Source organism: Acidovorax sp. GW821-FHT09A11 (genome assembly GCF_059418365.1).
In genome coordinates this window covers 90788-116500 of sequence record NZ_JBWKPS010000003.1, presented here as the reverse complement: position 1 = coordinate 116500, position 25713 = coordinate 90788, and the positions used below count along the sequence as shown (strand labels likewise).

At 68.0% G+C, this 25713-nt stretch carries 17 protein-coding genes; 13 read left to right on the top strand and 4 right to left on the bottom strand.

The features are described 5' to 3' along the window. Positions 1–179 precede the first annotated feature (179 nt). From AC07PV_RS08150 to purU, 3 genes are all read right to left on the bottom strand, one after another. A complete protein-coding gene (locus AC07PV_RS08150; protein ID WP_218341370.1) occupies positions 180–2174 on the bottom strand; it encodes a UvrD-helicase domain-containing protein in 1995 nt (664 codons plus the stop codon). Between the two features lie 205 nt (positions 2175–2379). Further along, on the bottom strand, positions 2380–3285 hold the full coding sequence (locus AC07PV_RS08145) for a LysR substrate-binding domain-containing protein (protein ID WP_218297316.1): 906 nt from the start codon (positions 3283–3285) through the stop codon (positions 2380–2382). Between the two features lie 13 nt (positions 3286–3298). Then, positions 3299–4150: a formyltetrahydrofolate deformylase gene (purU, locus tag AC07PV_RS08140; RefSeq protein ID WP_218297315.1), complete on the bottom strand. Its 852-nt coding sequence runs from the start codon at positions 4148–4150 to the stop codon at positions 3299–3301. A gap of 53 nt (positions 4151–4203) precedes the next feature. Here purU and AC07PV_RS08135 point away from each other — a divergent pair, with 53 nt between their 5' ends. Further along, positions 4204–6510: a putative bifunctional diguanylate cyclase/phosphodiesterase gene (locus AC07PV_RS08135; protein WP_218297314.1), complete on the top strand. Its 2307-nt coding sequence runs from the start codon at positions 4204–4206 to the stop codon at positions 6508–6510. Between the two features lie 18 nt (positions 6511–6528). Here the strand turns inward: AC07PV_RS08135 and AC07PV_RS08130 are convergent, their stop codons facing one another. Then, on the bottom strand, positions 6529–7425 hold the full coding sequence (locus AC07PV_RS08130) for a ChaN family lipoprotein (protein ID WP_494629934.1): 897 nt from the start codon (positions 7423–7425) through the stop codon (positions 6529–6531). Between the two features lie 72 nt (positions 7426–7497). Between AC07PV_RS08130 and AC07PV_RS08125 the strand changes: the two genes are divergently transcribed. The 12 genes from AC07PV_RS08125 (at position 7498) to AC07PV_RS08070 (ending at position 25702) form a co-directional block, all read left to right on the top strand. Continuing rightward, positions 7498–9498 (top strand): type IV pili methyl-accepting chemotaxis transducer N-terminal domain-containing protein, encoded by a 2001-nt coding sequence (locus AC07PV_RS08125; protein ID WP_494629932.1) that lies wholly within the window; start codon positions 7498–7500, stop codon positions 9496–9498. Between the two features lie 59 nt (positions 9499–9557). After that, positions 9558–10259, top strand: a complete 702-nt coding sequence (locus AC07PV_RS08120) for a response regulator (RefSeq protein ID WP_218297400.1) — start codon at positions 9558–9560, stop codon at positions 10257–10259. 341 nt (positions 10260–10600) lie between these two features. Then, positions 10601–11893, top strand: a complete 1293-nt coding sequence (locus tag AC07PV_RS08115; RefSeq protein ID WP_494629931.1) for an MFS transporter — start codon at positions 10601–10603, stop codon at positions 11891–11893. A 19-nt stretch (positions 11894–11912) separates the two neighbouring features. After that, positions 11913–13331, top strand: coding sequence for an MFS transporter (locus tag AC07PV_RS08110; protein ID WP_218297311.1), 1419 nt, complete (start codon positions 11913–11915; stop codon positions 13329–13331). A 34-nt stretch (positions 13332–13365) separates the two neighbouring features. Beyond that, positions 13366–17169, top strand: coding sequence for a nitrate reductase subunit alpha (locus AC07PV_RS08105; RefSeq protein ID WP_494629930.1), 3804 nt, complete (start codon positions 13366–13368; stop codon positions 17167–17169). 23 nt (positions 17170–17192) lie between these two features. Beyond that, the gene (narH, locus tag AC07PV_RS08100; protein ID WP_218297309.1) at positions 17193–18716 is read left to right on the top strand and encodes a nitrate reductase subunit beta; all 1524 of its coding nucleotides are present in this window, start codon (positions 17193–17195) and stop codon (positions 18714–18716) included. 21 nt (positions 18717–18737) lie between these two features. Continuing rightward, positions 18738–19439, top strand: a complete 702-nt coding sequence (narJ, locus tag AC07PV_RS08095) for a nitrate reductase molybdenum cofactor assembly chaperone (protein ID WP_492245693.1) — start codon at positions 18738–18740, stop codon at positions 19437–19439. After that, positions 19436–20170, top strand: coding sequence for a respiratory nitrate reductase subunit gamma (gene narI / locus AC07PV_RS08090; RefSeq protein ID WP_218297307.1), 735 nt, complete (start codon positions 19436–19438; stop codon positions 20168–20170). The genes narJ and narI overlap by 4 nt, the downstream gene beginning before the upstream one ends. 25 nt (positions 20171–20195) lie before the next feature. Then, positions 20196–21134: a peptidylprolyl isomerase gene (locus AC07PV_RS08085; RefSeq protein WP_494629928.1), complete on the top strand. Its 939-nt coding sequence runs from the start codon at positions 20196–20198 to the stop codon at positions 21132–21134. Between the two features lie 30 nt (positions 21135–21164). Continuing rightward, positions 21165–21845, top strand: a complete 681-nt coding sequence (locus AC07PV_RS08080; RefSeq protein ID WP_494629927.1) for a carbonic anhydrase — start codon at positions 21165–21167, stop codon at positions 21843–21845. A gap of 96 nt (positions 21846–21941) precedes the next feature. Next, a complete protein-coding gene (locus tag AC07PV_RS08075) occupies positions 21942–24374 on the top strand; it encodes an adenosylcobalamin-dependent ribonucleoside-diphosphate reductase (RefSeq protein ID WP_494629925.1) in 2433 nt (810 codons plus the stop codon). Further along, complete coding sequence (locus AC07PV_RS08070) at positions 24371–25702, top strand: NnrS family protein (RefSeq protein WP_492254475.1); 1332 nt, start codon at positions 24371–24373, stop codon at positions 25700–25702. Before AC07PV_RS08075 ends, AC07PV_RS08070 begins: the two co-directional genes overlap by 4 nt. The last annotated feature ends 11 nt before the right edge of the window (positions 25703–25713 follow it).

Below are 25713 nucleotides of genomic sequence, written 5' to 3'. Positions count from 1 at the left end.
TAGAGGAAGCCCGCGCGCGGGAGCGTGAGTTTTCTTGCAGCGGTCTGTGAAATGGCCTGGGTGTGGCCGTTTGCTATCAATCAATGAGCGGCTGGCGCATATGGACAAAGCGCTGGAGGCTCCTTTGCCTTGAATTGGGCCGGTGGGCGGCCCGCAGCCCCCCCTCCTCTTCCTCCTCCTCACACCGGCCCGGGGCTCACCGGGCGTTGGCTGCCTTCCAGAAGCCACAGGCGTTTGCTGGCGCGCGTCATGGCGACATACAGCATGTTGCGTTCGCGATAGGCCTCCTGCCGGGCGGCACTGCGCGGAAAGCGCCCGCGCTCCACCAGGGGCACGGCCACATGGTCGTATTCATGCCCCTTGCAGCGCTCCACCGTCAGCAGCTGCAGGCTGGAGGCTTCCTGCTGGGTGTGCTGGTGGATGCTGGCCTGCACCATGAGCGTGAGCCGGCCCAGGAATTCGTCCACGGACAAGCCGGCGCAGATGCGGGCCAGCGCCGCCAGGCTGTCTCTGCAGTAGCGCAGCTCCTGCGGGCTGATGGGCGCCTGCGCGAAGAAGCGGTGCACCAGCGGGTGCGCGCACAGCTGCCCCGCGTCGGCGCAGGCCTCGGGGGGCAAGGCCAGCAATTGTTCGCACACGGGGGACGCCACCGGGGCCTGGGGGTTGAAGCTGGCGCGCACCAGAAACCGGCGCACCAGGTCCTGCCTGCCGATGAGTTCCGCCGCCACGGCGCGGGTGTCCATTTCGACGGGGGAGTCCTCCACCAGCGCCTGCATGTCGAACGCGCCGTTGGCCAGCACGTCCTGGTCCGGCTGGCTGCCGCGCCGCACGTAGCGCAGCAGGCCTTCCATGGCGCTGCTCAGAATGCCCTGCGTGAGCCGCACGCCGGTGCCGCAGCCCTGCATGGCCCCCATGATGGCCAGCACCAGGGCGATCTCGCGGCGCTGGTAGAAGCGCTTCAGCCCCAAGCAGGCGTAGTGCACGCCTTCGTGGGCGAACATCCATTCCAGCAGGATGGAGTCTTCCGGCGACCGCAGCACCACGTTCAGGCAAGGAGGGGGCGTGGTGCCGCCGGGCGCGGGGGGCTGCTGGTGCAGCACGGCGTCGTGGATCGCCAGCAGTTGCCGGGCGCAATCCTCGTCGTCGGTGTAGCTGCGCCGCTCGAACGCGGAGGGCTTGGTGGGGTAGTGCGCGGCAAATTCCACGCCGAACAGGGGGTTCAGCCCCTGGCAGATGGCGTTGCCGAAGCGGTAGGTGGTGTTGAGGGCGACCACCTGGGTGTCCGCGGGCAGCTCCTGCCGGATGCGGGCCAGGCTGTCGCCGAAGACGGAGAACGCGCCGGGCAGGATGTGCTGGTTGAAGTCTCCCGCGCCGACGAACAGACCGTTGCCGCCCTGCACCAGATGCCGCAGCACCAGCATGGCGGCTTCGTCCAGGTCCTGCAGCTCATCGAACAGCACCGCATCGAAGCGCCCCTGCAGCGGCGCGAAGGCATCGCCGAAATCCAGCTCCCCGAGCTGCGTGGCCACTTCATACGTGCAGTCGCCCGGTGCGTAGAAATGCGGTTCGTGGTTCAGCCCCCGGCGCAGGCGTTCGTACTTCACCAGCAGCTGGTAGAGCCCGTAGTCGAGCTGGTGCTCGCGGCAGTAGGGCAGGGCGCCGAGGTCCGAGCGGTCCATGTCGCGCAGCAGCAGTTGCTGCTTGGCCCGGGCCTCGAAGTCGGCGAAGGCCTGCACGTCCAGTTCACGCGACAGGAAGTCGCCGGCCTCGGGCGCCCTGTCCAGCGCCGGGTCCTGGAGCAGCGCGGTGTGGGCCTGGCGGACCAGCAGGTTCTTTTGCAGGGGCTCGGTGACACGCACCAGCTCGTCGCCCTGTTCCTTGAGCACGGTGGCGCACAGCTGCTCCACGGTCATGATCTGCACCTGGCGCGGAATGGCCGGAACGAGCTTTTCCAGGCGCTGCGCAATGGCGGCCAGCCCGGCCTCCGAATACGCGAGCATCAGGATGCGGCTTGCGCCCTGGGTGCGCAGGAGGTCGGCGGCCTTGATGGCCAGGGTGGTGGTCTTGCCCGTGCCCGCGAGCGCGTTGACCAGCACCGCGCTCGCCGTGGCGTTGAGCACCGCGTTCTGCTCCAGCGTGGGGTATCTCTTCTTGAAGTGGGCGTCTTGTGGCACGGCGTGGTGAGATGGTGGAGAGGTCAAGAGACAGGACAGGCGAGAGGCGCGTGCCGGGTGACGGCGTCAGGCGGGCTGCGTGAATCTGGAACCCTGCGCGCCACAGGGGAGGGCAGGGTGGATCCGGTGTACTATAAAATGTATAGCTATTGACGCTTTATAGGTAAGCGCTGGAGGCCAGAATGGCCTTGAATGCGGCGAGGGCTCAGGCCATGGTCTTGCGCAGCCACTCGGCGAACGCCGCGCACTCCCAGCGGTCCATGGTGCCCGTGCGCCAGCACAGGTAGTGTGCGTGGGGGCTGGTCGTATCGGTGTCGAACAGGCGCACCAGCGTGCCGTTCTCCAGCCACGGCGCCCCGAGCTTCAGGCGCACCAGCGCCACGCCCATGCCGGCGGCGGCGCCGTCGCACATCAGGCCGATGTCGTTGAACTGCGAGCCCTCGCTGGGCTCGGCCCAGTCCAGGCCCGTGGCGGCAAACCAGGTGCGCCAGGGCTCCAGCGGGCTGCGCAGCAGGGGCACGCCCTCCAGGTCCTCCGGCCGGTCGAACGGGCCGTGTTCGCGCACGAACGCGGGCGAGGCCAGGGGCGTGACCACGTCGCGGGCCAGCTCCACATGCTCCACGTCGGCGTAGTGGCCGGGGCCAAAGCGCACCATCAGGTCGGCGTCCTCGGCCACCACGTCCAGCAGCGGGATGGACACCTGCAGCGCCAGGTCGATCTCGGGGTAGGCCTCGGTGAACTGGCGCAGGCGCGGAATGAGGATGGTGCGCGCGAACGTGGGTGTCACGGCCAGCTTGAGCCGCCGGCGCCCGGGCGCCGCAGCGGCCCCCGGAAACCGCTGCAGCGCGCCCAGCCCCTCGCGCACGTGGGCCAGGTAGGCGCTGCCCTCGGTGGTCAGCGAAAAATCGGCCCGCCCGAACAGCCGCACGCCCAGGATCTGTTCGAGCTGCTTGACCCGGTGGCTCACCGCGCTGGGCGTCACGCACAGCTCGTCCGCCGTCTGCGTCACGCTGCGCAGGCGGGCCAGGGCTTCAAACGTCAGCAGGCACTGTATCGGCGGGATGCGCCGTGCCGCGCTGCTGAGGAAGGAGGACGGAGCTGCCGTGGCCATGGGGCAGAACGGGCTAGCGGAAAACCACGGTCTTGTGGCCGTTGAGCAGCACGCGGTGCTCGCTGTGCCACTTCACGGCGCGGGCCAGCACCTGGCTTTCGGTGTCGCGGCCCCGGGCCGTGAGGTCTTCCACCGTGTCGGTGTGGTCGGCGCGGGCCACGTCCTGCTCGATGATCGGGCCTTCGTCCAGGTCGGCCGTCACGTAGTGCGCGGTGGCGCCGATGAGCTTCACGCCCCGGTCGTGCGCCTGGTAATAGGGCTTGGCGCCCTTGAAGCTGGGCAGGAAGCTGTGGTGGATGTTGATCGCCCGTCCGGCCAAAGCTTGACACAGATCAAGAGAAAGAACCTGCATGTAGCGCGCCAGCACCACCAGCTCGGCCCCTTCGGCCTCGATAATCTCCAACTGTTTCGCTTCGGCCTGCGGCTTGCTGGCGGCAGTCACCGGGATGTGGTGGAACGGCACGTTGTAGCTGGCCGCGAGCTGGTAGAAGTCGCGGTGGTTGCTGACAATGGCGCGGATGTCGATGGGCAGCAGGCCGCTTTTCCAGCGGAACAGCAGGTCATTGAGGCAATGGCCTTCCTTGCTGACCATGAGCACCGTCTTCATGGGGGCGGCCGTGGCGTGCAGGCTCCAGCGCATGGTGTGGGGCTCCGCGAAGCTGGCCAGGCGGGTCTTGAGCGTGGCGTGGTCATGCTGGTCGCAGGCGAACTGCACCCGCATGAAGAACAGGCCGGTGGCGTGGTCGTTGTACTGGGCGGCTTCTTCGATGTTGCCGCCGTGCTCCAGCAGGAAGCCGGAGACTGCGTGCACCAGCCCGAGGCGGTCGGGGCAGGACAGAGTAAGGATGTAGGCGTTGGTCGTCATAGCTGCCCAATTGTCGCAGCATGGCTACAGGCGCCCAAGGAACGAGGGAATCGATGGTCAATCCGGGCGATGCCCCGCGTCTTGCCCCCTGGCGGGGGATGCTGCTGTACCTGGTGCTCGGGGTGGCCTGGGTGTTCGCGGGCGACGCGCTGCTGGCCCGCTGGGTGACCGACCCGGCCCAGCTCACGCACTGGCAGACCTGGAAAGGCTGGGGCTATGTGCTGGCCACCAGCGTGCTCGCCTGGTGCATGCTGCGGCGCATGCGCTACGCCGAGAAGGTGCGCTGGGCCATGGCCCGGGAGCTGGCCCAGGTGGTGCGCCATGCACCCGCGGGCTTCGCGCGCGTGGCGCCGGACGGCCGCTTCCTCTGGGCCAATGAGCGGCTGTGCGAGCTGCTGGGCGTGTCCCTGGCGCAGGTGCGCCACCTCAATTTCCACGATGTGATGCAGTCCCCCGACCCCGAGGGGGCCACCGCCCAGCTGGTGCGCCTGCTGGCGGGAGAGATCGACCACTGCGTGGACGAGCGCGAGTGCCGGCGGCCCGGCGGGACGCGCGGGGTGCCGGTGCTGTGCACCGTGACGCAGATCCCCGAAGCGGGCGACGAGCCCGCCCACCTGGTCTGCGTGGTGCAGGACCTGGACGAGATCAAGGCCGCGCGCGCCGCGCTGCAGACCAGCGAGGCCCGCCAGCGGCTGGCCGCCACGGTGGTGGACAACACCATCGAGGGCGTGGTGGTCACCGATGCGCACAGCCGCATCCTGTCCGCCAACGCGGCCGTGACACGGCTCCTGGGCTATACCGAGGAGGAACTGCTGGGCAAGACGCCGCGCGTGTTCAAGTCCGGCCGGCACGACAAGGCGTTCTACGAGGCCCTGTGGAGCACGCTGCGGCGCACGGGCCACTGGCAGGGCGAGATCTGGAACCGGCGCAAGAGCGGCGAGGTCTTCCCCGAGCACATGTCGCTGTCGGCCGTGCGCGACCCGGCGGGCGAGGTCACGCACTACGTGTGCATGTTCACCGACATCTCCGAGGAGAAGGCGCACCAGCGGCAGCTGGAATTCCTGGCGCACAACGACGCGCTCACGGGGCTGTCCAACCGCGCCTGGTTCGGCCACCAGCTGGAGCAGGTGGTGCAGGAGGCGCGCGCCAGCGGCGAGCACATCGCCGTGCTGCTGCTCAACCTGGACCGTTTCAAGGACGTGAACGACAGCTACGGCCACACCACGGGCGACGAGGTGCTCAAGCACATCGCGCGGCAGGTGCAGTCGGCCCTGCGGCCCGGCGACGTGCTGGGGCGGCTGGCCGGCGACGAGCTGGCCGTGGTGGCGCGCCACCTGCGCCATGCGGATGGCGCTGCGGCCGTGGCGCGCCACCTCATCACCGCCGTGGCCGAGCCCTGGCGCTCGCCCGACGGCTTCGAGGTGGTGGCCGGCGTGAGCGTGGGCATCTGCATGTTCCCCGAACACGCCGCCACCACCGAGCTGCTGTTGCAGGGCGCTCACGCTGCGGTGTACGGCGCCAAGGCCCGGGGCCGGGGCGCGTGGTGCTTCTTCCACGAAGCCATGACCCAGGCCGCGCGCGAGCGGCTCGCGCTCGAATCGCGCCTGCGCCTTGCGCTGGCCCAGGGCCATCTGCAGATGCACTACCAGCCGCAGGTGGACATCGCCAGCGGGCGCATCCTGGGGGCCGAGGCGCTGGTGCGCTGGAACGACCCCGAGGAGGGGCTGATCTCGCCCGCGCGCTTCATCCCCGTGGCCGAGACCTCGGGCGTGATCGGCCCGCTGGGCGAATGGGTGCTGCGCGAGGTCTGCCGCCAGGGCCAGCAGTGGCGCGCCGAGGGCCTGCCCGACCTGACGCTGGCCGTCAACGTGTCGCCGCGCCAGTTCCACCTGACCGACCTGGCGGGGTGCACCTCGGCGGCGCTGGCCGACTCGGGCTTTCCCAGCGAATTGCTGGAGCTGGAGATCACCGAGTCCGCGCTGGCCGAGCGCACCGAGGAGGCGCGCCAGGTGCTGATGCGGCTGCGCAGCGTGGGCGTGCGGATCGCGGTGGACGACTTCGGCACGGGATACTCATCGCTCGCGCAGCTCAAGCGCTTTCCCATCGACGTGCTCAAGATCGACCAGGGCTTCATCCGCGACATCCCCCAAAGCGCGGACGACATGGCCATCAGCGCGGCCATCATCGCCATGGGGCACAGCATGGGGCTGTCGGTGCTGGCCGAGGGGGTGGAGGACGAGGGCCAGCTGGCCTTCCTGAAGGCGCGCGGATGCGACGCCTACCAGGGCTACCTGTGCAGCCGCCCGCTGCCCGCCGACGGGTTCGCCGCGCTGCTGCGGGAGCGTGGCGAGCCGCGCTGAACGCTCGCCCCGCCCCCGTCAGCCGCCCGTGCGCGCGCCCTGGCCCCACTGCTGGCGCAGTTCCGCGCAATGGTCTCGGGGCGGCGGGGCAGGGGTCTCGATCACCGCATCTGCTTCGTTTTTGATAGCTTCCTGCGCTTTTCCTGCTTGGGCCAGGGCCACCTTTGACCTGAGATCCGAGGGCCAGTGCGTGGGCACGCCCAGGCTGCGCAGCACATGGCCGCCGCCGGCCACCAGCAGCACGGTCTGGCCGGGGCGCAGGGCCTCCCGCGCGGTGCGGGCCATGCTGGCGTCGCGCGCGATCTGGATGCGGGCCATGGGGGCGATCTGCGTCTCGGGCAGCAGGCCGCAGTGGCCCTCGCGCAGCGCCTCGTGCTGGCGCTGCAGCGCGGCGGCGGGCAGGTGCCGGTCCCACGCGGATTCGCCCATCGCCGCGCGCATGCCCGCGCGCGGCAGGTTGCCGCCCAGCACCGGCACGCCGGCGGCCACGGCGGCCATCACCACGGGGCCATAGGCCTGCCAGGGCCAGGCGGCGTCCTTCCATTGCAGGGCGGCCTGCACCTGGTCCGGGGTGGCGTCACGGGGCAGGCCGGTGGTGCCGTTCCCGCGCTCGGCCATCTCCAGCACCAGGGCCGCCAGCTGTCCGCGCGCCGCCAGCCACTGCACGGCCTCGCGCTGCAGGCGCTGGTGCTCGGGGGCATCGTGTTTTTCGCCCAGCAGCAGCACGTCGGCGGGCAGCAGGGCCTCAAGGCGCGCGGGCCAGGCGGCGGGCGACACCGGGGCGCTGGATTCAGGGCTGGCGCAGGCGCTCAGCGCCGCCGCCGTGGCGGCGGCCCACGCCAGCGTACAAGCCCGCCAGCGGCCACGGGCCGGGGCCGAAGACGGTGCAAAGGTGCTCGGGTGCTGTGTGTGCATGGGGCGATGCTACGCGGCCGCGACTTGACGCAGGTCAAGACTTCGGGCGAACCCCCTGCCTACACTGGGCCGATGCGCTCCAAGCCCACCCTGACCACCAAGCTCCTGGCGATGGGTGGAGGCTTTCTGCTCGTGGCCCTGGCCTCCATCAGCCTCACGCTGTGGGTGACCTGGAAGCTGGAGGGCGGCGCGGCCGCCGTCAATGAGGCGGGCCGGCTGCGCATGAACATGCTGCGCATGGTGCTGGTGCTGCAGACCGAACCGCCCGAGGCGGTGCAGGAGCGCGCCCGTCTTTTCGATGCGAGCCTGGAGCTGCTGCGCACGGGCGATCCTTCGCGGCCGCTGTTCGTGCCCTGGAGCGCCGAGACGCGCACGCGCTTCGACGCGATCCGCGCGCAGTGGACGCAGGCGCGCAGCGGCTGGGTGGCCACGCAGCCACCCGACCGCGCGCGCACGCTGGCGCAGGCCGACGCGTTCGTGCAGCAGGTGGACGGCTTCGTCGACGCGATCGAGCTGCAGATCGCGGGCTGGACGGCCGCGCTGCACCTGTTCCAGCTGTTCATGATGGCGCTGGCCATCGTGGCGGCCGTGACCTTCATGGCCGTGAGCTACCTGCTCGTCATCAACCCCGTGGCGCGCCTGCAGCAGGCCCAGGCCCGGCTGCGCCAGGGCGAGCTGGGCACGCGCCTGCCGGTCGATACCGATGACGAGTTCGGCCAGCTCTCGGCGGGCTTCAACCTCATGGCGCACGCGCTGCAGGCCTCGCACGACGAGCTGGAGCACAAGGTGCGCGACAAGACCGCCAGCATCGCCGTGAAGAACCAGCGCCTGGCCGCGCTGTACGAGGTGAGCGCGCTGGCGTCCACCGCGGGCAGCCTGGAGCTGCTGGCCCAGGGCTTCGTGCAGCAGATCCGCCGCGTGGCCGGGGCCGACGCGGCGGCCGTGCGCTGGTCCAACGAGGCCAACGAACGCTATGTGCTGCTGGCCGGTGACGGCCTGCCGCGCTCCATGGCCGACGGTGAGCACTGCCTGCACACGGGCAGCTGCCTGTGCGGCCAGCCCCAGGCCCAGGCGCGCACGCGGGTCATTCCCATCACGCCGTCCACCCACGTCGCGCTGCCCCACTGCCGCGAAGCGGGCTTTGAAACCATGGTGACCATCCCCGTGCAGATGCAGCAGCGCCTGCTGGGCGAGGTGGACCTGTTCTTCCGCTCCCAGGTCGAGCTGACCGACGAGCTGCGCGACCTGCTCGAAGCCATGACGCGCCACCTGGCCAGCGCCATGGAGGGCCTGCGCGCGACGGCGCTCGAGCGCGAGGCGGCGGTGGCCGAGGAGCGCAGCCTGCTGGCGCGCGAGCTGCACGACTCCATCGCGCAGTCGCTGGCCTTCCTCAAGATCCAGACCCAGCTGCTGCGCGACGCGGTGGCGCGCGGCGACGAGGCCAAGCGCGACCGCAGCATCGGCGAGCTGGACGTGGGCGTGCGCGAGTGTTATGCCGACGTGCGCGAGCTGCTGGTGCACTTTCGCACGCGCACCAGCGAGGAGGACATCGAGTCCGCCCTGCGCGCCACGCTGTCCAAGTTCGAGCACCAGACCGGCATGGCCACCGTGCTCAGCATGGTGGGCCATGGGCTGCCGCTGCCGCCGGACCTGCAGATCCAGGTGCTGCACATGGTGCAGGAAGCGCTGTCGAACGTGCGCAAGCATTCGGGCGCCACGCGCGTGGAACTGCTGGTGCACCGGCACCCGCGCTGGCGCTTCGAGGTGCAGGACAACGGCAAGGGCTTCGACGTGGCCAGCGTGCCGCCCGACTCGCTGCACGTGGGCCTGGGCATCATGCGCGAGCGGGCCCAGCGCGTGGGGGCGGCCCTGCAGGTCGAATCCGCGCCGGGCCAGGGCACGCGCGTGTGCATCGAGCTGCCCACGGTGACGGCCGCCGCCCCCATGCCTGCGCCGCCGGCGCACCCGCCCGCCACCCCGCCATCCGTGGCCCGCGCCTCGCGCGGCACGCCGCCTGGCGCGGACACCCCCTCTGCCGCAGCCACCAGCCCGGTGGCGGCGCACGCACCATGAACAACACCACCACCACCGCCCCTTTTCCGGCAGCTGCCCCTGCGCACCCGGACGCCCCGATGCAGCCGCCGGTGACCCTGCTCGTGGTGGACGACCACACGCTGTTCCGCCGGGGGTTGATCGCCCTGCTGGGGCAGGACGCGGGCCTCCTGGTGCTGGGCGAGGCGGGCGACGCCGCCGAGGCGCTGCGCCTGGCGCCGCAGCTGCGGCCCCAGGTGATCCTGCTGGACAACCACCTGCCCGGCGTGATGGGCGTGGACGCCATCCGGGGGCTGCGCGAAGTGGCGCCCGCATCGCGCGTGCTCATGCTCACCGTGAGCGAGGATTCGCAGGACCTGGCCGCCGCGCTGCGCAATGGCGCTCAGGGCTACCTGCTCAAGACCATCGACGGCGACCTGCTCGCCCAGGCCATCCGCCGCGCGGCACGCGGCGAGCCGGTGGTGAGCCCCGAGCTCATGGGCAAGCTGGTGGCGGCGTTCCAGTCGCAAGGCGCGCCCGAGGCGCCGCCAGCCCACGCCCTGGCGTCCGCGCCCGCGCCGCTGCAGGCCGATCCCGCGGGCGGTGTGGCGCCGCTCTCGCCGCGCGAGGAGGACGTGCTGCGCGAGATCGCGCGCGGCGCGAGCAACAAGGAAATCGCGCGCACCCTGGACATCGCCGAGACCACGGTGAAGATCCACGTGCAGCACATCCTGCGCAAGCTGGGCCTCACCTCGCGCGTGCAGGCGGCGGTCTACGCCTCGGACCGCCAGCGCACGGAGTAGAGGGTGCCCACGGCCGCCATCCCCGGTGGCCGCATGCGGTGATTTGCTACTGAATTGGTAGCTTCTGGCGCTTGTCCATCCAGCGCGAAAGCCTGTTTTCTTTAGATATCCAACCCCGGTGGGCCCGGCATTGGCGGCCCGCGCGTGCGCGCTGGGGACTTTGCTGCACCCAGGCGGCCCCGGTGTCCATAGTTCCTTCGGACGATGCGCGGGCCTCGCGGCGCCCTCCGGCCTAGTCCTTCTGCCGTGGCGCGGGTGTGCTTGCGAAGGATGTTCAGGGCGGCCCTGAAAACGGACCATACAGCCATACCCCAAAGAGAAGAAGGAAGAGGAACCGCGCAATGGCACACACCACCTTGCCCCCGGGCGAAAGCCCACAGCGCACCCGCCAGGCCTGGTCGGTGCTGATCGTCAGCACCTTCGCATTCACCGTCTGCTTCATGGTCTGGATGATGTTCGGCGTCATCGGCATCCCCATCAAGAAGATGCTCAACCTGAACTCCACGCAGTTCGGGCTGCTCATGTCCATGCCCGTGCTCACGGGCTCGCTGGTGCGCGTGCCGCTGGGTATCTGGACCGACAGGTTCGGCGGCCGCATCGTGATGGCCGCCGTGATGGCGACCACCGTGCCCGCCATCTGGATGATGGGCTACGCCACCGAGTACTGGCACTTCCTCACCATCGGCCTGTTCGTGGGGCTGGCAGGGGGCTCGTTCTCGGTGGGCACGCCCTACGTGGCGCGCTGGTTCCCCAAGCACCGCCAGGGCACGGCCATGGGCGTGTACGGCGCGGGCAACTCGGGCGCGGCTGTGAACAAGTTCGTGGCCCCGGTGCTGCTGGTGGCCTTTGGCTGGACCATGGTGCCGCAGGTGTACGCGGCCATCATGCTCGGCACGCTGGTGCTGTTCTGGCTGTTCAGCTACAGCGACCCGGCCCACCTGGTGGGGAGCAACGTCAAGTTCACCGACCAGCTCAAGGCGCTCAAGGACCCCAAGGTGCTCAAGTACTGCCAGTACTACAGCATCGTGTTCGGCGGCTACGTGGCGCTGTCGCTGTGGATGGTGCAGTACTACGTGGGCGAGTTCGGCCTGGACATCCGCGTGGCGGCGTTGCTGGCCGCCTGCTTCTCGCTGCCCGGCGGCGTGCTGCGCGCCATCGGCGGCATGCTGTCTGACAAGTACGGCGCCCACAGCGTGACCTGGTGGGTGATGTGGGTGAGCTGGATCTGCCTGTTCCTGCTGAGCTACCCGCAGACCGACTTCACCATCGCCACCGTCAACGGCCCGAAGACCTTCCACATCGGCCTGAACGTCTACCTGTTCACCGGCCTGATGTTCCTGCTGGGCATTGCCTGGGCCTTCGGCAAGGCCAGTGTCTTCAAGTACATCAGCGACGACTACCCTCACAACATCGGCGCCATCAGCGGCATCGTGGGCCTGGCCGGCGGCCTGGGCGGCTTCATCCTGCCCATCCTGTTCGGCGCGCTGATGGACATCACCGGCATCCGCTCCAGCGCTTTCATGCTGATGTACGGCGTGGTGTGGGTCTCGCTGATCTGGATGTACTTCACCGAAGTGCGCAACACCCGTCTCATGGGCTCGCCGAACGCCGCCGCACCGGCTGGCGTCCGCTGATTTTTCAAGGAACCTCACCATGTCTGCCACCACCACCAGCGGGCGCCAGGGGCGCCTGCTCACCCTCTGGGCTCCGGAGGACAAGTCGTTCTGGGAGCGCGAAGGCGAGGCCGTCGCCAAGCTCAACCTGTGGATCTCGGTGCCCGCGCTGTTCCTGGCCTTCGCCATCTGGCAGGTCTGGAGCGTGGTCGCCGTGAGCCTGCCGGGCCTCGGATTCAAGTATTCGACCAACCAGCTGTTCTGGCTGGCGGCGGCGCCCGCGCTCTCGGGTGCCACGCTGCGCATCTTCTATTCATTCATGGTGCCGCTCGTGGGCGGACGCCGCTGGACGGCGATCTCCACCGCCTCGTTGCTGATCCCCGCCATCGGCATCGGCTTTGCGGTGCAGGACAACACCACGGCCTACCCCACCATGCTCATCCTGGCGCTGCTGTGTGGCCTGGGCGGCGGCAACTTCAGCTCCAGCATGGCCAACATCAGCTTCTTCTTTCCGAAGGAGCGCAAGGGCTCGGCGCTGGGGGTGAACGCGGGCCTCGGTAACCTGGGCGTGTCGGTGGTGCAGTTCCTGAGCCCGCTCGTGGTCACGGCCGGCATCTTCGGCATCTTTGGCGGCGAAGGCCAGACCATCGTGAAGAACGGCCAGACCGTGCAGGTGTGGACGCAGAACGCCGCCTTCATCTGGGTGCCATGGATCGCGCTGACGGCGCTTGCCGCCTGGTTCGGCATGAACGACATCGCCGACGCGCGCGCCTCGTTCGCCGCGCAGGCCGCGATCTTCAGGCGCAAGCACAACTGGCTGATGTGCGTGCTGTACCTCGGCACCTTCGGCTCGTTCATCGGCTATGCGGCGGGCTTTCCGCTGCTCATCAAGAGCCAGTTCCCCGGCGTGAACCCCCTGGCCTACGCCTGGCTGGGCCCGCTGGTGGGCGCCGTGATCCGCCCCTTTGGCGGCTGGCTGGCCGACAAGCTCGGCGGCGCACGCGTCACGCTGTGGAACTTCATCGTCATGGCCATCGCGGTGGTGGGCGTCACGTTCTTCCTGCCCTCCGGCGGCCCCGGCGGCAACGAAGGCCAGTTCGCGGGTTTCTTCGTGTGTTTCCTGGTGCTGTTCCTCACCACCGGCATCGGCAACGGCTCCACCTTCCGCATGATCCCCGTGATCTTCCTGACCGAAGCCATGCGCGGCGTGGACCGCAACGACCCGGCCGCCATCGCGCATGCCAACAAGGAAGGCAACACCCTGGGCGCGGCCACGCTGGGCTTCACCGCCGCCATGGCCGCCTACGGCGGGTTCTTCATTCCCAAGAGCTATGGCAGCTCGATTGCCCTGACCGGCAGCCCCCATGCCGCGCTGTGGACGTTCTTCGCGTTCTACATCGTCTGCATCGTCATCACCTGGTGGCACTACGCGCGCAAGAACGCCGCCATGCCTTGCTGAGCACACCTGAACAAGACAGAACAAGGAGCCCCCGATGAGCCATTTCCTCGATCGCCTTTCGTACTTCTCGCAGCCCCGCGAGACCTTTGCCCAGGGCCACGGCGAAACCAACGGTGAAGACCGCACCTGGGAAGACGCCTACCGCGACCGCTGGGCGCACGACAAGATCGTGCGCAGCACGCACGGCGTGAACTGCACGGGCAGCTGCAGCTGGAAGATCTATGTCAAGGGCGGCATCGTCACCTGGGAAACCCAGCAGACCGACTACCCCCGCACCCGGCCCGACCTGCCCAACCACGAGCCCCGTGGCTGCGCGCGCGGCGCCAGCTACAGCTGGTACCTGTACAGCGCCAACCGCGTGAAATACCCCATGGTGCGTGGCCGCCTGCTCAAGCACTGGCGCGCCGCCATCGCCCTGGCCAAGAGCCCGGTGGACGCCTGGGCCAGCATCGTCGAGAACGACGCCTCCAAGCGCGAATGGCAAAAGCAGCGGGGCCTGGGCGGCTTCGTGCGCAGCACCTGGGACGAAGTCAACCAGATGATCGCCGCGGCCAACGTGTACACGATCAAGAAGCACGGGCCGGACCGCATCATCGGCTTCTCGCCCATCCCCGCGATGTCGATGATTTCGTACGCCGCTGGCTCACGCTACCTGAGCCTGATCGGCGGCGTGTGCATGAGTTTTTACGACTGGTACTGCGACCTGCCACCCAGCAGCCCGCAGACCTGGGGCGAGCAGACCGACGTGCCCGAATCGGCCGACTGGTACAACAGTTCGTACATCATTGCCTGGGGCTCCAACGTGCCCCAGACGCGCACGCCCGATGCCCACTTCTTGACCGAGGTGCGCTACAAGGGCACCAAGGTGGTGTCCATCACGCCCGACTATTCCGAAGTCGCCAAGCTCGGCGACCTCTGGATGCACCCCAAGCAGGGCACCGACGCCGCCGTGGCCATGGCCATGGGCCATGTGATCCTGAAGGAGTTCTACTTCAAGGACGGCGGCAAGGGCCGCTCGGCGTACTTTGACGACTACGCCCGCCGCTACACCGACCTGCCGCTCTTGGTGGTGCTCAAGGAAAAGACGCTGCCCGATGGCCGCACGGTGATGGTGCCCGACCGCTATGTGCGCGCCAGCGACTTCCCCGGCCAGCTCGACCAGTCCAACAATCCCGACTGGAAGACGGTGGGCTACGACGAGCTGGGCCAGGTCACGCTGCCCAATGGTTCCATCGGCTTTCGCTGGGGGGCCGACGGCCGCCCCGACCAGGGCCTGTGGAACCTGGAGAACAAAGAGGCACGCACCGGCAACACCGTCAAGCTCAAGCTGTCGGTGATCGAGGACGGCGCGCAGGCCCATGACGTGGCCGACGTCGCCTTCCCGTACTTTGGCGGTGTGGCAACGCCCAACTTCACGGCCAACGAACAAGGTGGCGACGTGATGGTGCGCCGCGTGCCGGTGTCCCACCTGGAGCTGGCCGGGCACGAAGCCCAGGGCCGCGTGATGGTGGCCACGGTGTTCGACCTGCTGGCGGGCAACTACGGCATCGACCGAGGCCTGCCCGGCGAAGAGCCGGGTGGCGGCTACGACGCCGATCGCCCCTACACCCCTGCCTGGCAAGAGGCCATCACCGGCGTGCCGCGCGAGCAGATCATCACCGTGGCGCGCCAGTTCGCCGACAACGCCGACAAGACGCATGGCAAGTCCATGGTGATCATCGGCGCGGCGATGAACCACTGGTACCACTGCGACATGAACTACCGCGGCATCATCAACATGCTGATGCTGTGCGGCTGCATCGGCCAGAGCGGTGGCGGCTGGGCGCACTACGTGGGCCAGGAAAAGCTGCGGCCCCAGACCGGCTGGACGGCGCTGGCGTTTGCGCTGGACTGGATCCGCCCATCCCGCCAGATGAACAGCACGAGCTTCTTCTACGCCCACACCGACCAGTGGCGCTACGAGAAGCTGGGCATGGAGGAAATCCTCTCGCCCCTGGCCGACAAGAAGGCCTACCACGGTGCGCAGATCGACTACAACGTGCGCGCCGAGCGCATGGGCTGGCTGCCATCGGCTCCCCAGCTCAAGACCAATCCCATGCAGGTGGCCAAGGATGCCGCTGCCGCGGGTATGGACGCGAAGGATTACGTCGTCAAGTCTCTGAAGGACGGCACGCTCACGATGAGCTGCGAGGACCCGGACCATCCGTCCAACTGGCCGCGCAACATGTTCGTGTGGCGCTCCAACATCCTGGGCTCGTCGGGCAAGGGGCACGAATACTTCCTCAAGCACCTGCTGGGCACCACCCACGGCGTGCAGGGCAAGGACCTGGGCAAGGACGAAGCCAAGCCCGAGGAAGTGCAGTGGCACACCCACGCGCCCGAAGGCAAGCTGGACCTGCTGGTCACGCTCGATTTCCGCATGAGCACGACCTGCCTGTACTCCGACATCGTGCTGCCCACGGCCACCTGGTATGAGAAGAACGACCTCAACACCAGCGACATGCACCCCTTCATCCATCCGCTGTCCACCGCGGTGGACCCTGCATGGCAGGCCAAGAGCGACTGGGAGATCTACAAAGGTTTCGCCAAGGCCGTGAGCGAGGTCAGCGTGGGCCACCTCGGCGTCGAAAAGGACGTGGTGCTCACGCCCATCATGCACGACACCCCCGGTGAAATGGCGCAGCCCTATGGCGTGCGCGACTGGAAGAACGGCGAGTGCGAACTCATTCCCGGCAAGACGGCGCCCCAGGTCACGGTGGTCGAGCGCGACTACCCCAACCTCTACAAGCGCTTCACCGCCCTGGGCCCCTTGATGGACAAGGCCGGCAACGGCGGCAAGGGCATCGGCTGGAACACGCAGACCGAGGTGGGCCAGTTGGGCGACCTGAATGGCCGTGTGAAGGAAGAGGGCGTGACGCAGGGCATGCCCCGCATCGTGACCGACATCGACGCCACCGAAGTGGTGATGATGCTGGCCCCCGAAACCAACGGCCACGTGGCCTGCAAGGCCTGGGAGGCCCTGGGCAAGCAGACCGGGCGCGACCACGTGCACCTGGCGCTGCACCGCGAGGACGAGAAGATCCGCTTCCGCGACATCCAGGCGCAGCCGCGCAAGATCATCAGCTCGCCCACCTGGTCGGGGCTGGAGAGCGAAAAGGTCAGCTACAACGCCGGCTACACCAACGTGCACGAGTACATCCCATGGCGCACCCTCACGGGCCGCCAGCAGTTCTACCAGGACCACCCGTGGATGCGTGACTTCGGCGAAGGCTTCGTGAGCTACCGCCCACCCGTGCACCTCAAGACGCTGGAAGAAGTGGAGGGCAAGAAGCCCAATGGCAACCGCGAGATCGCGCTGAATTTCATCACGCCGCACCAGAAGTGGGGCATCCACAGCACGTACAGCGACAACCTGATGATGCTCACGCTGAACCGGGGTGGCTCGGTGGTGTGGCTGAGCGAAGACGACGCCAAGGTCGCCGGCATCGTGGACAACGACTGGGTCGAACTCTTCAACGCCAACGGCGCCATCGCCGCCCGCGCGGTGGTGAGCCAGCGCGTGAACCCCGGCATGGTGATGATGTACCACTCGCAAGAGAAGATCATCAACACCCCCGGCTCCGAGATCACCGGCACCCGTGGCGGCATCCACAACTCGGTCACCCGCATCGTGCTCAAGCCCACCCACATGATTGGTGGCTACGCGCAGTACAGCTACGGCTTCAACTACTACGGAACCATCGGCACCAACCGCGACGAGTTCGTGCTGGTGCGCAAGATGGACCGCGTGGACTGGCTCGACGATGAGCCCGTGTCCAGCACGGCAGCCCACGCCTGAAGCCGAAGACAAGGAGAAACACGATGAAAATTCGCGCACAAATCGGCATGGTGCTGAACCTGGACAAGTGCATTGGTTGCCACACCTGTTCCGTCACCTGCAAGAACGTCTGGACCAGCCGCCCCGGGGTGGAATACGCCTGGTTCAACAACGTCGAAACCAAGCCCGGCATCGGCTACCCCAAGGAATGGGAAAACCAGGACAAGTGGAATGGCGGCTGGGTGCGCAGCCCCGACGGCTCCATCGCCCCCCGCCAGGGCGGCAAGTGGAAGCTGCTCATGCGCATCTTCGCCAACCCCAACCTGCCGCAGATCGACGACTACTACGAGCCCTTCACGTTCGACTACGACCACCTGCAGTCCGCGCCCGAGAGCAAGGCCGCGCCCACGGCCCGCCCGCGCAGCCTGATCACCGGCAAGCGCATGGAGAAGATCGAGTGGGGCCCGAACTGGGAAGAAATTCTGGGCGGCGAGTTCAGCAAGCGCAGCAAGGACAAGAACTTCGACGATGTGCAAAAGGACATCTACGGCCAGTTCGAGAACACCTTCATGATGTACCTGCCCCGCCTGTGCGAGCACTGCCTGAACCCGGCGTGCGTGGCATCGTGCCCCAGCGGCTCGATCTACAAGCGCGAGGAAGACGGCATCGTGCTGATCGACCAGGACAAGTGCCGTGGCTGGCGCATGTGCGTCTCGGGCTGCCCCTACAAGAAGATCTACTACAACTGGCAGTCGGGCAAGGCCGAGAAGTGCATCTTCTGCTACCCGCGCATCGAAGCGGGCCAGCCTACCGTGTGCTCGGAAACCTGCGTGGGCCGCATCCGCTACCTGGGCGTGCTGCTGTATGACGCAGACCGTATCCAGGAAGCCGCCAGCGTGGAGCGCGACCGCGACCTGTACCAGGCGCAGCTCGACATCTTCCTGGACCCGAACGATCCGGACGTGATCAAGCAGGCCCGCATCGACGGCATCCCGGACAGCTGGATGGACGCCGCCCGCAACAGCCCGGTCTACAAGATGGCCGTGCAATGGAAGGTGGCCCTGCCGCTGCACCCCGAGTACCGCACGCTGCCCATGGTCTGGTATGTGCCGCCGCTCTCGCCCATCACGGCCGCAGCCAACGCAGGCCATGTGGGCGTGAATGGCGACATACCGGATGTGTCGCAGTTGCGCATCCCTGTGCAGTACCTGGCGAACCTGCTGACCGCAGGCGACACGGGGCCCGTGGTGCGGGCGCTCGAGCGCATGCTGGCCATGCGCACCTACCAGCGCGACAAGCATGTGGAGCAGCGCCAGAACCTGGCCGTGCTCAAGCAGGCGGGCTTGTCGATGGCCGAGGTGGAGGAGATGTACCACGTGATGGCGATTGCCAACTACGAGGACCGCTTCGTCATCCCATCGGCCCACCGCGAATATGCCGAAAACGCGTTCGACATCCGGGGTGGTTGCGGCTTCTCGTTTGGCAACGGCTGTTCCGATGGCGCCACCGAGACCAGCATGTTCGGCGGAAAGAAGCCCCGCACGATCCCGATCAAAGCCACGGTCTGAAGCACAGGCAAAGGAATCACCATGTTCAAGAAGAACCCGACCTCCGTGCGCCTGACCCTGCGCGCCCTGGGCTACCTGCTGAGCTACCCCGATGCGCAACTGCGCAGCGTGATGCCGCAGCTCATCGACGCGCTGCAGGTGGAGCAGGCCCTGACCCCCGAGCGCATGGCCGAGCTCGAAGCCGTGTGCCAGCACCTTGCGGCAATCGACCCGCTGGAAGCCGAAGCCCGCTACGTGGACAACTTCGACCGGGGCCGCCAGACCTCGCTGCACCTGTTCGAGCATGTGCACGGCGACTCGCGCGACCGGGGTCCGGCGCTCATCGACCTGCTGCAGACCTACGACAAGGCGGGCCTGAAGTTCGAAGCCGAAGAGCTGCCCGATCACCTGCCGGTGGTGCTGGAGTTCGCCTCCACCCAGCCGGTGGAAGTGGCCAGGGAGTTCCTGGGCGAAATGGCCCACATCCTGAACGCGCTGTTCAGCGCGCTGGTGGCGCGCAACAGCCCCTATGCCAGCGTGATTGCTGCGGTGCTCGAAGTGTCGGGCCAGCGCGTGCAGTCGGTGGCGCTCACGCCCGAGCCGCCCATGGACGAGGCCTGGGCCGAGCCCGAAGCGTTTGGCGGTTGCAGCACCCAGGGCCAGTCCAAGCCCGACCAGCCGCAGCCTCTGCATTTTGTTCGTACCCCCCGCGCCGAGCGGGCACCAGAAGGAGTCTCCGTATGACCGCCTGGCTTGACACCCTGTTGTTTGGCATCTATCCCTATATTTGCCTCGCTGTCTTTTTCATCGGCAGCTGGGCGCGGTTCGACCGCGACCAGTACACCTGGAAAAGCGATTCCTCCCAGCTGCTGCGCACCGGCAGCCTGCGCTGGGGCAGCAATCTGTTCCATGTGGGTGTGTTGTTCCTGTTCTTTGGCCATACCGTGGGCATGCTCACGCCGCACTTCTTGTATGAGCACTTCATCGGCGCAGGCGCCAAGCAGCTCATGGCCATGGTGTCGGGGGGCATTGCAGGCCTGATGGGTTTCGTGGGCCTGTCCCTCCTGCTGCACCGCCGCCTGTCGGATGCGCGCATCCGCGCCACCTCCAAGACCAGCGACATCCTGATCCTGGTGCTGCTGTGGGTGCAACTGGCGCTGGGCTTGGCCACCATCCCGCTGTCGGCACAACATCTGGACGGCTCCATGATGATGCGCCTGGCTGAGTGGGGGCAACGCATCGTCACTTTCCGCAGTGGCGCGGTCGATCTGCTGGCCGGTGCGGGTTGGATCTTCAAGACGCACATGTTCTTGGGCATGAGTATCTTCCTGATCTTCCCCTTCACCCGCCTGGTGCATGTGTGGAGCGGCTTTGGCACGCTGGCCTATGTGCTGCGCCCCTATCAGGTAGTGCGTGCGCGCCGCCTGAATCTGCCACCCGGACATATGCAGTCGCAAGACCGCCGTGGCGCTTGATTTCGCATCACAAAAGGAGCACACCATGAGCGGATGTGGAACCGGTAGCTGCGGTTGCGGCACCAGCGCAACCAGCCAGAGCGCCCCCCAAAGCATGCTCTCCCCGGAGCAGACGGCCGCCTACGAGGCGCTCTCCGCCACGGTAGGAGCGACGGCCATGGCAGACACGCCCGCCATGGCAACCCCTCAGCCCATGGGGCTGGCCCCGGTGGCGCGCATCAACGGCGTGGCATTGAATTCAACAGCCGAGTGGCTGGATGACGAAGCCTTGCGCCAGCGTGCCTGCACCGAGCTGCTGCGACAGGCTGCCCAGCAAGGCGGCCTGCTGGCGCAGGACGATGTGCCGGGTGTCGAAGGTGCCATCAGCACCGAGGCCTCGAATGCCATCGAGCAACTGCTGGAGCGCGAGCTGCCCATCCCCGACCCGTCGGAAGAAGCCTGCCGCCGCTACCACGATGCCCACCCTGCGGCACACGCCCATGGCGAGCGGGCCCAGCTGCGCCACGTGCTGTTCGCCGTGACGCCGGGTGTGGACGTGAAGCAGCTGCGGCTGCGTGCCGAAGCCATGCTGATTGACCTGCGCTGCGCGGACGACGGTGGCGCCAAGTTTGCCGAAGCGGCAGCGCAGTGGTCCAACTGCCCCAGCGGCCAGCAAGGCGGCGACCTGGGCTGGCTGACCCGCGCCGACTGCGCCCCCGAGTTCGCCCGCGAGGTGTTTGGCAGCGCCGAGATCGGTGTGCTCGCACGCCTTGTGCACAGCCGGTTTGGCCTGCATGTGGTGGAGGTGGTGGCCCGCGACCCGGGGCAGCAGCCGTCGTTCGAGGAAGTGCGCCGGGCCATCGCCCTCACGTTGCGCCAGCAGGCCTGGGTGAACGCCCTTCGCCAGTACCTGCAGGTGCTGGCGGGCGCGGCCGTGGTGGACGGCGTGTCGCTGGACGCGGCCGACTCGCCGCTTGTACAGTAGTTGCACCGCACGCCACCCGATTGCCTGCCCATGCCCGACGAGCTGCTTGATCGCCTGCGCCGCTTCCACAACGACGCCTTTCCCCAGTACCGCGAGCGGTTCCAGGCGCTGGTGGACGAAGGGCAGCACCCGACCACCCTGTTCATCGGCTGCTCCGACTCGCGCCTGGTGCCCTATCTGCTCACGGGCGCGGGCCCGGGGGAGCTTTTCCTGGTGCGCAACGTGGGTGCCTTCATCCCGCCGTATGACGGATCTCACGGTCACCATGGCACCACGGCGGCCATCGAGTTCGCGGTGCTCAACCTGCAGGTGCGCCGCATCGTGGTGTGCGGCCACAGTCACTGTGGGGCTATCAAGGCGATGTATGGTGAGGTTTCGCCCGAAGCGCCCAACCTGAACCGCTGGCTGGACCTGGGGCGCGAGGCCCTGCTGCCGATGCAGGCTGGCCCCGAGGTGCTGCGCCGCACCGAGCAGCGCGCGGTGGTGCTGCAGCTCGAACGCCTCATGGAGTACCCCATGGTGCGCAGCCGTGTGCAGTCAGGGCAGATCAGCCTGCATGGCTGGCACTATGTGATCGAGGAAGGAGAAGTCCATGTGTTTGATGTCAAGACGGGCGGTTTTGTGCCGGCCTCGCGGGCGGACAACAGCGGAACCGGTCCTTACCATCCGTACGTGGAGCATGATGGGCAGGTTCTTCTGGACGAGCTTTGACCTTGTCGGGCATGCTCGTGGCAGATCCGCGAGGAATGAGTCCCTCTTGATGGAACGCAAGACCTCACTGGCGTGAAACCCAAATCATCGGCCCCCATGAAACGCGAACCCCAGCCCCCCCTCAAGCCCACCTCGTCCCTGCAGCCCATCAGCCTGGATGTGCTGCGCGAGAAATACCTCAAACCCGGGGAAACCACCGCCGACGAGCTGTACCAGCGCGTGGCGCGGGCCCTGGCCTCGGTCGAAAAACCAGAACTCCGCGAAAAGTACGAAACCCTGTTCCTGGCCAACCTGAAGGCGGGCGCCATCGGGGCGGGCCGCATCATGAGCGCGGCGGGCACCGACATCCAGGCGACGCTCATCAACTGCTTCGTGCAGCCCGTGGGCGATTGCATCCAGGGTGTGGACGACGAGGGTTTCCCGGGCATCTACGAGGCGCTGCGCGAGGCAGCGGAAACCATGCGCCGGGGCGGCGGCGTGGGCTACGACTTCTCGCGCATCCGGCCCAAGGGCGCGCAGGTCAAGGGCACCGCGTCCATGGCCTCGGGGCCGTGCAGCTACATGAACGTGTTCGACCAGTCGTGCTCCACCGTGGAGAGCGCGGGCGCGCGCCGGGGCGCGCAGATGGGTGTGCTGCGCATCGACCACCCGGATGTGCACGAATTCATCACGGCCAAGCGCACGCCGGGGCGCTGGAACAACTTCAATGTGTCGGTGGGGGTGTCCGACGAGTTCATCCATGCCGTGCAGAACAGCGCGCCGTGGGAGCTGGTGCACAAGGCACGCCCCGGCACTGCCCTGCTGGCCCAGGGAGCCCGCCAGCGCGCCGATGGCCAGTGGGTCTACGCCACGGTGCCCGCGCGCGAGCTGTGGGACACGATCATGAAGTCGGCCTATGACTTCGCCGAGCCCGGCATCCTGTTCCTGGGCCGCATCAACGAAGACAACAACCTGCACTATTGCGAAGACATCGCGGCCACCAACCCCTGTGGCGAGCAGCCGCTGCCGTCGTACGGGTGCTGCGACCTCGGCCCCATCATCCTGACCCGCTTTGTGCGCCATCCCTTCGGTTTCGGGGGCGTGGCCGCGTTTGATTTCGATGCGTTCACGAAGGCCGTGGCGCTGCAGGTGCGCGCGCTGGACAACGTGCTCGATGTGACCTACTGGCCGCTTCCGCAGCAGCGCGACGAGGCCATGGACAAGCGGCGCATCGGCGTGGGCTTCACCGGCATGGGCAACACGCTGGCCATGCTGTGCCTGCGCTACGACCTGCCCGAGGGCCGCACCATGGCCGCGCGCATCGCCGAGTGCATGCGCGATGCCGCCTATGCCGCCTCGGTGGACCTGGCGCGCGAGAAAGGGGTGTTCCCCAAGTTCCAGGCCGAGCCCTACCTGTCGGAGGGCACGTTCGCCAGCCGCCTGCCCGATTCGCTCAAGGCCGCCATCCGCCAGCACGGCATCCGCAACAGCCACCTGCTGTCCATCGCCCCCACGGGCACCGTGAGCCTGGCCTTTGCCGACAACGCCTCCAACGGCATCGAGCCTCCTTTCTCGTGGATGTACAAGCGCAAGAAGCGCGAGTCCGACGGCAGCACCTCGGAGTACGCCGTCGAAGACCACGCCTGGCGGCTGTACCGCGAGCTGGGCGGCGATGTGGAGGCCTTGCCGGACTACTTCGTCTCGGCGCTGGCCATGCCGGCTGAAGGCCACATTGCGATGATGGAAGCCGTGCAGCCCTTTGTGGACACGGCCATTTCCAAGACGGTGAACATCCCCGCCGACTATCCCTACGAAGGTTTCAAGGACCTGTACCTGCAGGCCTGGCGCGCCAGGCTCAAGGGCCTGGCCACCTACCGGCCCAATGCCATCCTGGGATCGGTGCTGGAAACCCACGCCGCGCCTGAACCAGCATCTGTAGCACCCCCCGCACCTCCGGTGGACCCCATGCGTACCGTGATCGAAAGCCGCCCCCAAGGCGGCCTTTCGGCCGTGGCCGAAAAGCTCGAGTACTGGACGCAGGAAGGCCACAAGACGCTGTACCTCATTGTGTCGTTCCTGCCCGTGCCCACGGGGGTTGGCAACGGCACGGTGGACCGCGCCATCGAGTTCTTCATGCCCGTGGGCCAGAGCGGTGAATCGCAGCAGTGGATCACCTCCAGCATGCGCATGCTGTCGCTGGCGGCGCGCGGCGGCTTCCTGGAGCGGGCGCTGTCCGACATGCGCAAGGTGGCCTGGGACCGGGGCCCGGTGCGCCTGGGGCAGCACCGCAAGGACGATGGCACCCTGGTGCCCATGTGGCACGACTCCGAAGTGGCGGCCATGGCCTATGCCATCCAGAACATCCTGGCGCGCCGCGTGGCCGACCCCGTGCAGCAGCAGCTGCCCCTGGACGAACCCGCGCCGCCGCCGGTGGCCGTGCCGCAGGCCATGGCGGGCAAGAAGTGCAGCGAATGCGGCGCCCACGCCGTGATCCGCAAGGACGGCTGCGACTACTGCACGCAGTGTGGACACCTGGGGACCTGTGGGTGACCTCCCGGCCGGTCATTCCCGTGCGCCCCGCGGCGGGAAAACCCTCGCCTGAGGTGCTGGCCGCGCTGGACACGCGGTGGCGCTGGCGCTACCTCATGCTGGCACCGCACCGGCTGGGTTTCTTCCTGGCCATGGTGGTGCTGGTGGCGTCGGGGGGATGGTGGGCGCTGGTGCAGGTGGCCAGGTCCACCGGCTGGTGGGGCCTTTACTATGCGCTGTCCCCCACGCTCGTGCATTCGGTCGTGATGGCATTCGGCTTCATCCCGCTGTTCTTTGCGGGTTTCCTGTTCACGGCCGGCCCCAAATGGCTCGGGGTGGCGCCCCTGCCGGCGCAGGCGTTGCGCGCACCCCTGGTGGCGCAGGCCGCGGGCTGGCTGCTGTGGCTGGCGGGCGCGCATTGGCGGATTGGCGCGGCCCTCGCGGGGCTGGCGCTGGCGGCCGTTGGCCTGGTGTGGATGTCGGCGCTGTTCTGGGGCCGTGTGCGCCAGAGCCAGGCGCAGGACCAATTGCATGCGCGTGTCGTCGCGGGCGCCTGCGCGCTGGGCTGCCTCAGCCTCGCGGGCCTGTGGCTGAGCCTTGCCGTGGGAACACATGCGCTCGCCCGCGCCTGGGTGTTCACCGGCCTGTGGGGGTTTGTCGTCGTGGTCTACGTCACGGTGGCGCACCGCATGATCCCCTTCTTCACCTCCAGCGCCATGCCCATGGTGCAGGCGTGGCGGCCCTTCTGGGTGCTGTGGCTCATGCTCGCCGCCGCGCTGCTGCAGGTGCTCGCCGCCTGGCTGGAGTGGGCCGGGCTGCCCGCCACCCGGGCGGGGCCCGCCTGGACGCTGGTGCACGGCACGCTGCAGCTGGTGGTGGGGGGCGTGCTGGTCTGGCTGGCCTGCGTATGGGGGCTGGTGCAAAGCCTCAGAAACCGGCTGCTGGCGATGCTGCACATCGGATTTCTGTGGCTGGGGCTGGCTTTCGTGCTCGGAGGCCTGTCGCAGTGGCTGGCCTGGGGCTTTGGCCTGGGAACGCTGGGCCTGGGCGCGCTGCACGCGCTGACCATGGGCTGCCTGGCGTCGCTGATGCTGGCCATGGTGACGCGGGTGTCGTGCGGGCACAGTGGCCGGGCGCTGGTCGCCGACCGCATCGCGTGGTCGCTGTTCTGGCTGCTGCAGGCGGCCACGGTGCTGCGCATCGCGTCGGCGGTGCCGGGTGTTTTCGGTATCGCGTGGGCCTGGCTGCTGCCGCTGGCAGCGTGCCTGTGGGCCGTCACCATGGGCATGTGGGGCCTCCGGCTGGGCCGGTGGTATGGCCGGGTGCGGGCCGATGGCCGTCCGGGCTGAAGCACCTTTTC

Excerpts from the sequence above, each read along its gene's own strand:
- AC07PV_RS08145 (WP_218297316.1), bottom strand. The coding sequence starts at position 3,285 with ATGGCCACGGCAGCTCCGTCCTCCTTCCTCAGCAGCGCGGCACGGCGC.
- purU (WP_218297315.1), bottom strand. The coding sequence starts at position 4,150 with ATGACGACCAACGCCTACATCCTTACTCTGTCCTGCCCCGACCGCCTC.
- AC07PV_RS08135 (WP_218297314.1), top strand. The coding sequence starts at position 4,204 with ATGGTCAATCCGGGCGATGCCCCGCGTCTTGCCCCCTGGCGGGGGATG.
- AC07PV_RS08130 (WP_494629934.1), bottom strand. The coding sequence starts at position 7,425 with ATGCACACACAGCACCCGAGCACCTTTGCACCGTCTTCGGCCCCGGCC.
- AC07PV_RS08125 (WP_494629932.1), top strand. The coding sequence starts at position 7,498 with ATGCGCTCCAAGCCCACCCTGACCACCAAGCTCCTGGCGATGGGTGGA.
- AC07PV_RS08120 (WP_218297400.1), top strand. The coding sequence starts at position 9,558 with ATGCAGCCGCCGGTGACCCTGCTCGTGGTGGACGACCACACGCTGTTC.
- AC07PV_RS08115 (WP_494629931.1), top strand. The coding sequence starts at position 10,601 with ATGGCACACACCACCTTGCCCCCGGGCGAAAGCCCACAGCGCACCCGC.
- AC07PV_RS08110 (WP_218297311.1), top strand. The coding sequence starts at position 11,913 with ATGTCTGCCACCACCACCAGCGGGCGCCAGGGGCGCCTGCTCACCCTC.
- AC07PV_RS08105 (WP_494629930.1), top strand. The coding sequence starts at position 13,366 with ATGAGCCATTTCCTCGATCGCCTTTCGTACTTCTCGCAGCCCCGCGAG.
- narH (WP_218297309.1), top strand. The coding sequence starts at position 17,193 with ATGAAAATTCGCGCACAAATCGGCATGGTGCTGAACCTGGACAAGTGC.
- narJ (WP_492245693.1), top strand. The coding sequence starts at position 18,738 with ATGTTCAAGAAGAACCCGACCTCCGTGCGCCTGACCCTGCGCGCCCTG.
- narI (WP_218297307.1), top strand. The coding sequence starts at position 19,436 with ATGACCGCCTGGCTTGACACCCTGTTGTTTGGCATCTATCCCTATATT.
- AC07PV_RS08085 (WP_494629928.1), top strand. The coding sequence starts at position 20,196 with ATGAGCGGATGTGGAACCGGTAGCTGCGGTTGCGGCACCAGCGCAACC.
- AC07PV_RS08080 (WP_494629927.1), top strand. The coding sequence starts at position 21,165 with ATGCCCGACGAGCTGCTTGATCGCCTGCGCCGCTTCCACAACGACGCC.
- AC07PV_RS08075 (WP_494629925.1), top strand. The coding sequence starts at position 21,942 with ATGAAACGCGAACCCCAGCCCCCCCTCAAGCCCACCTCGTCCCTGCAG.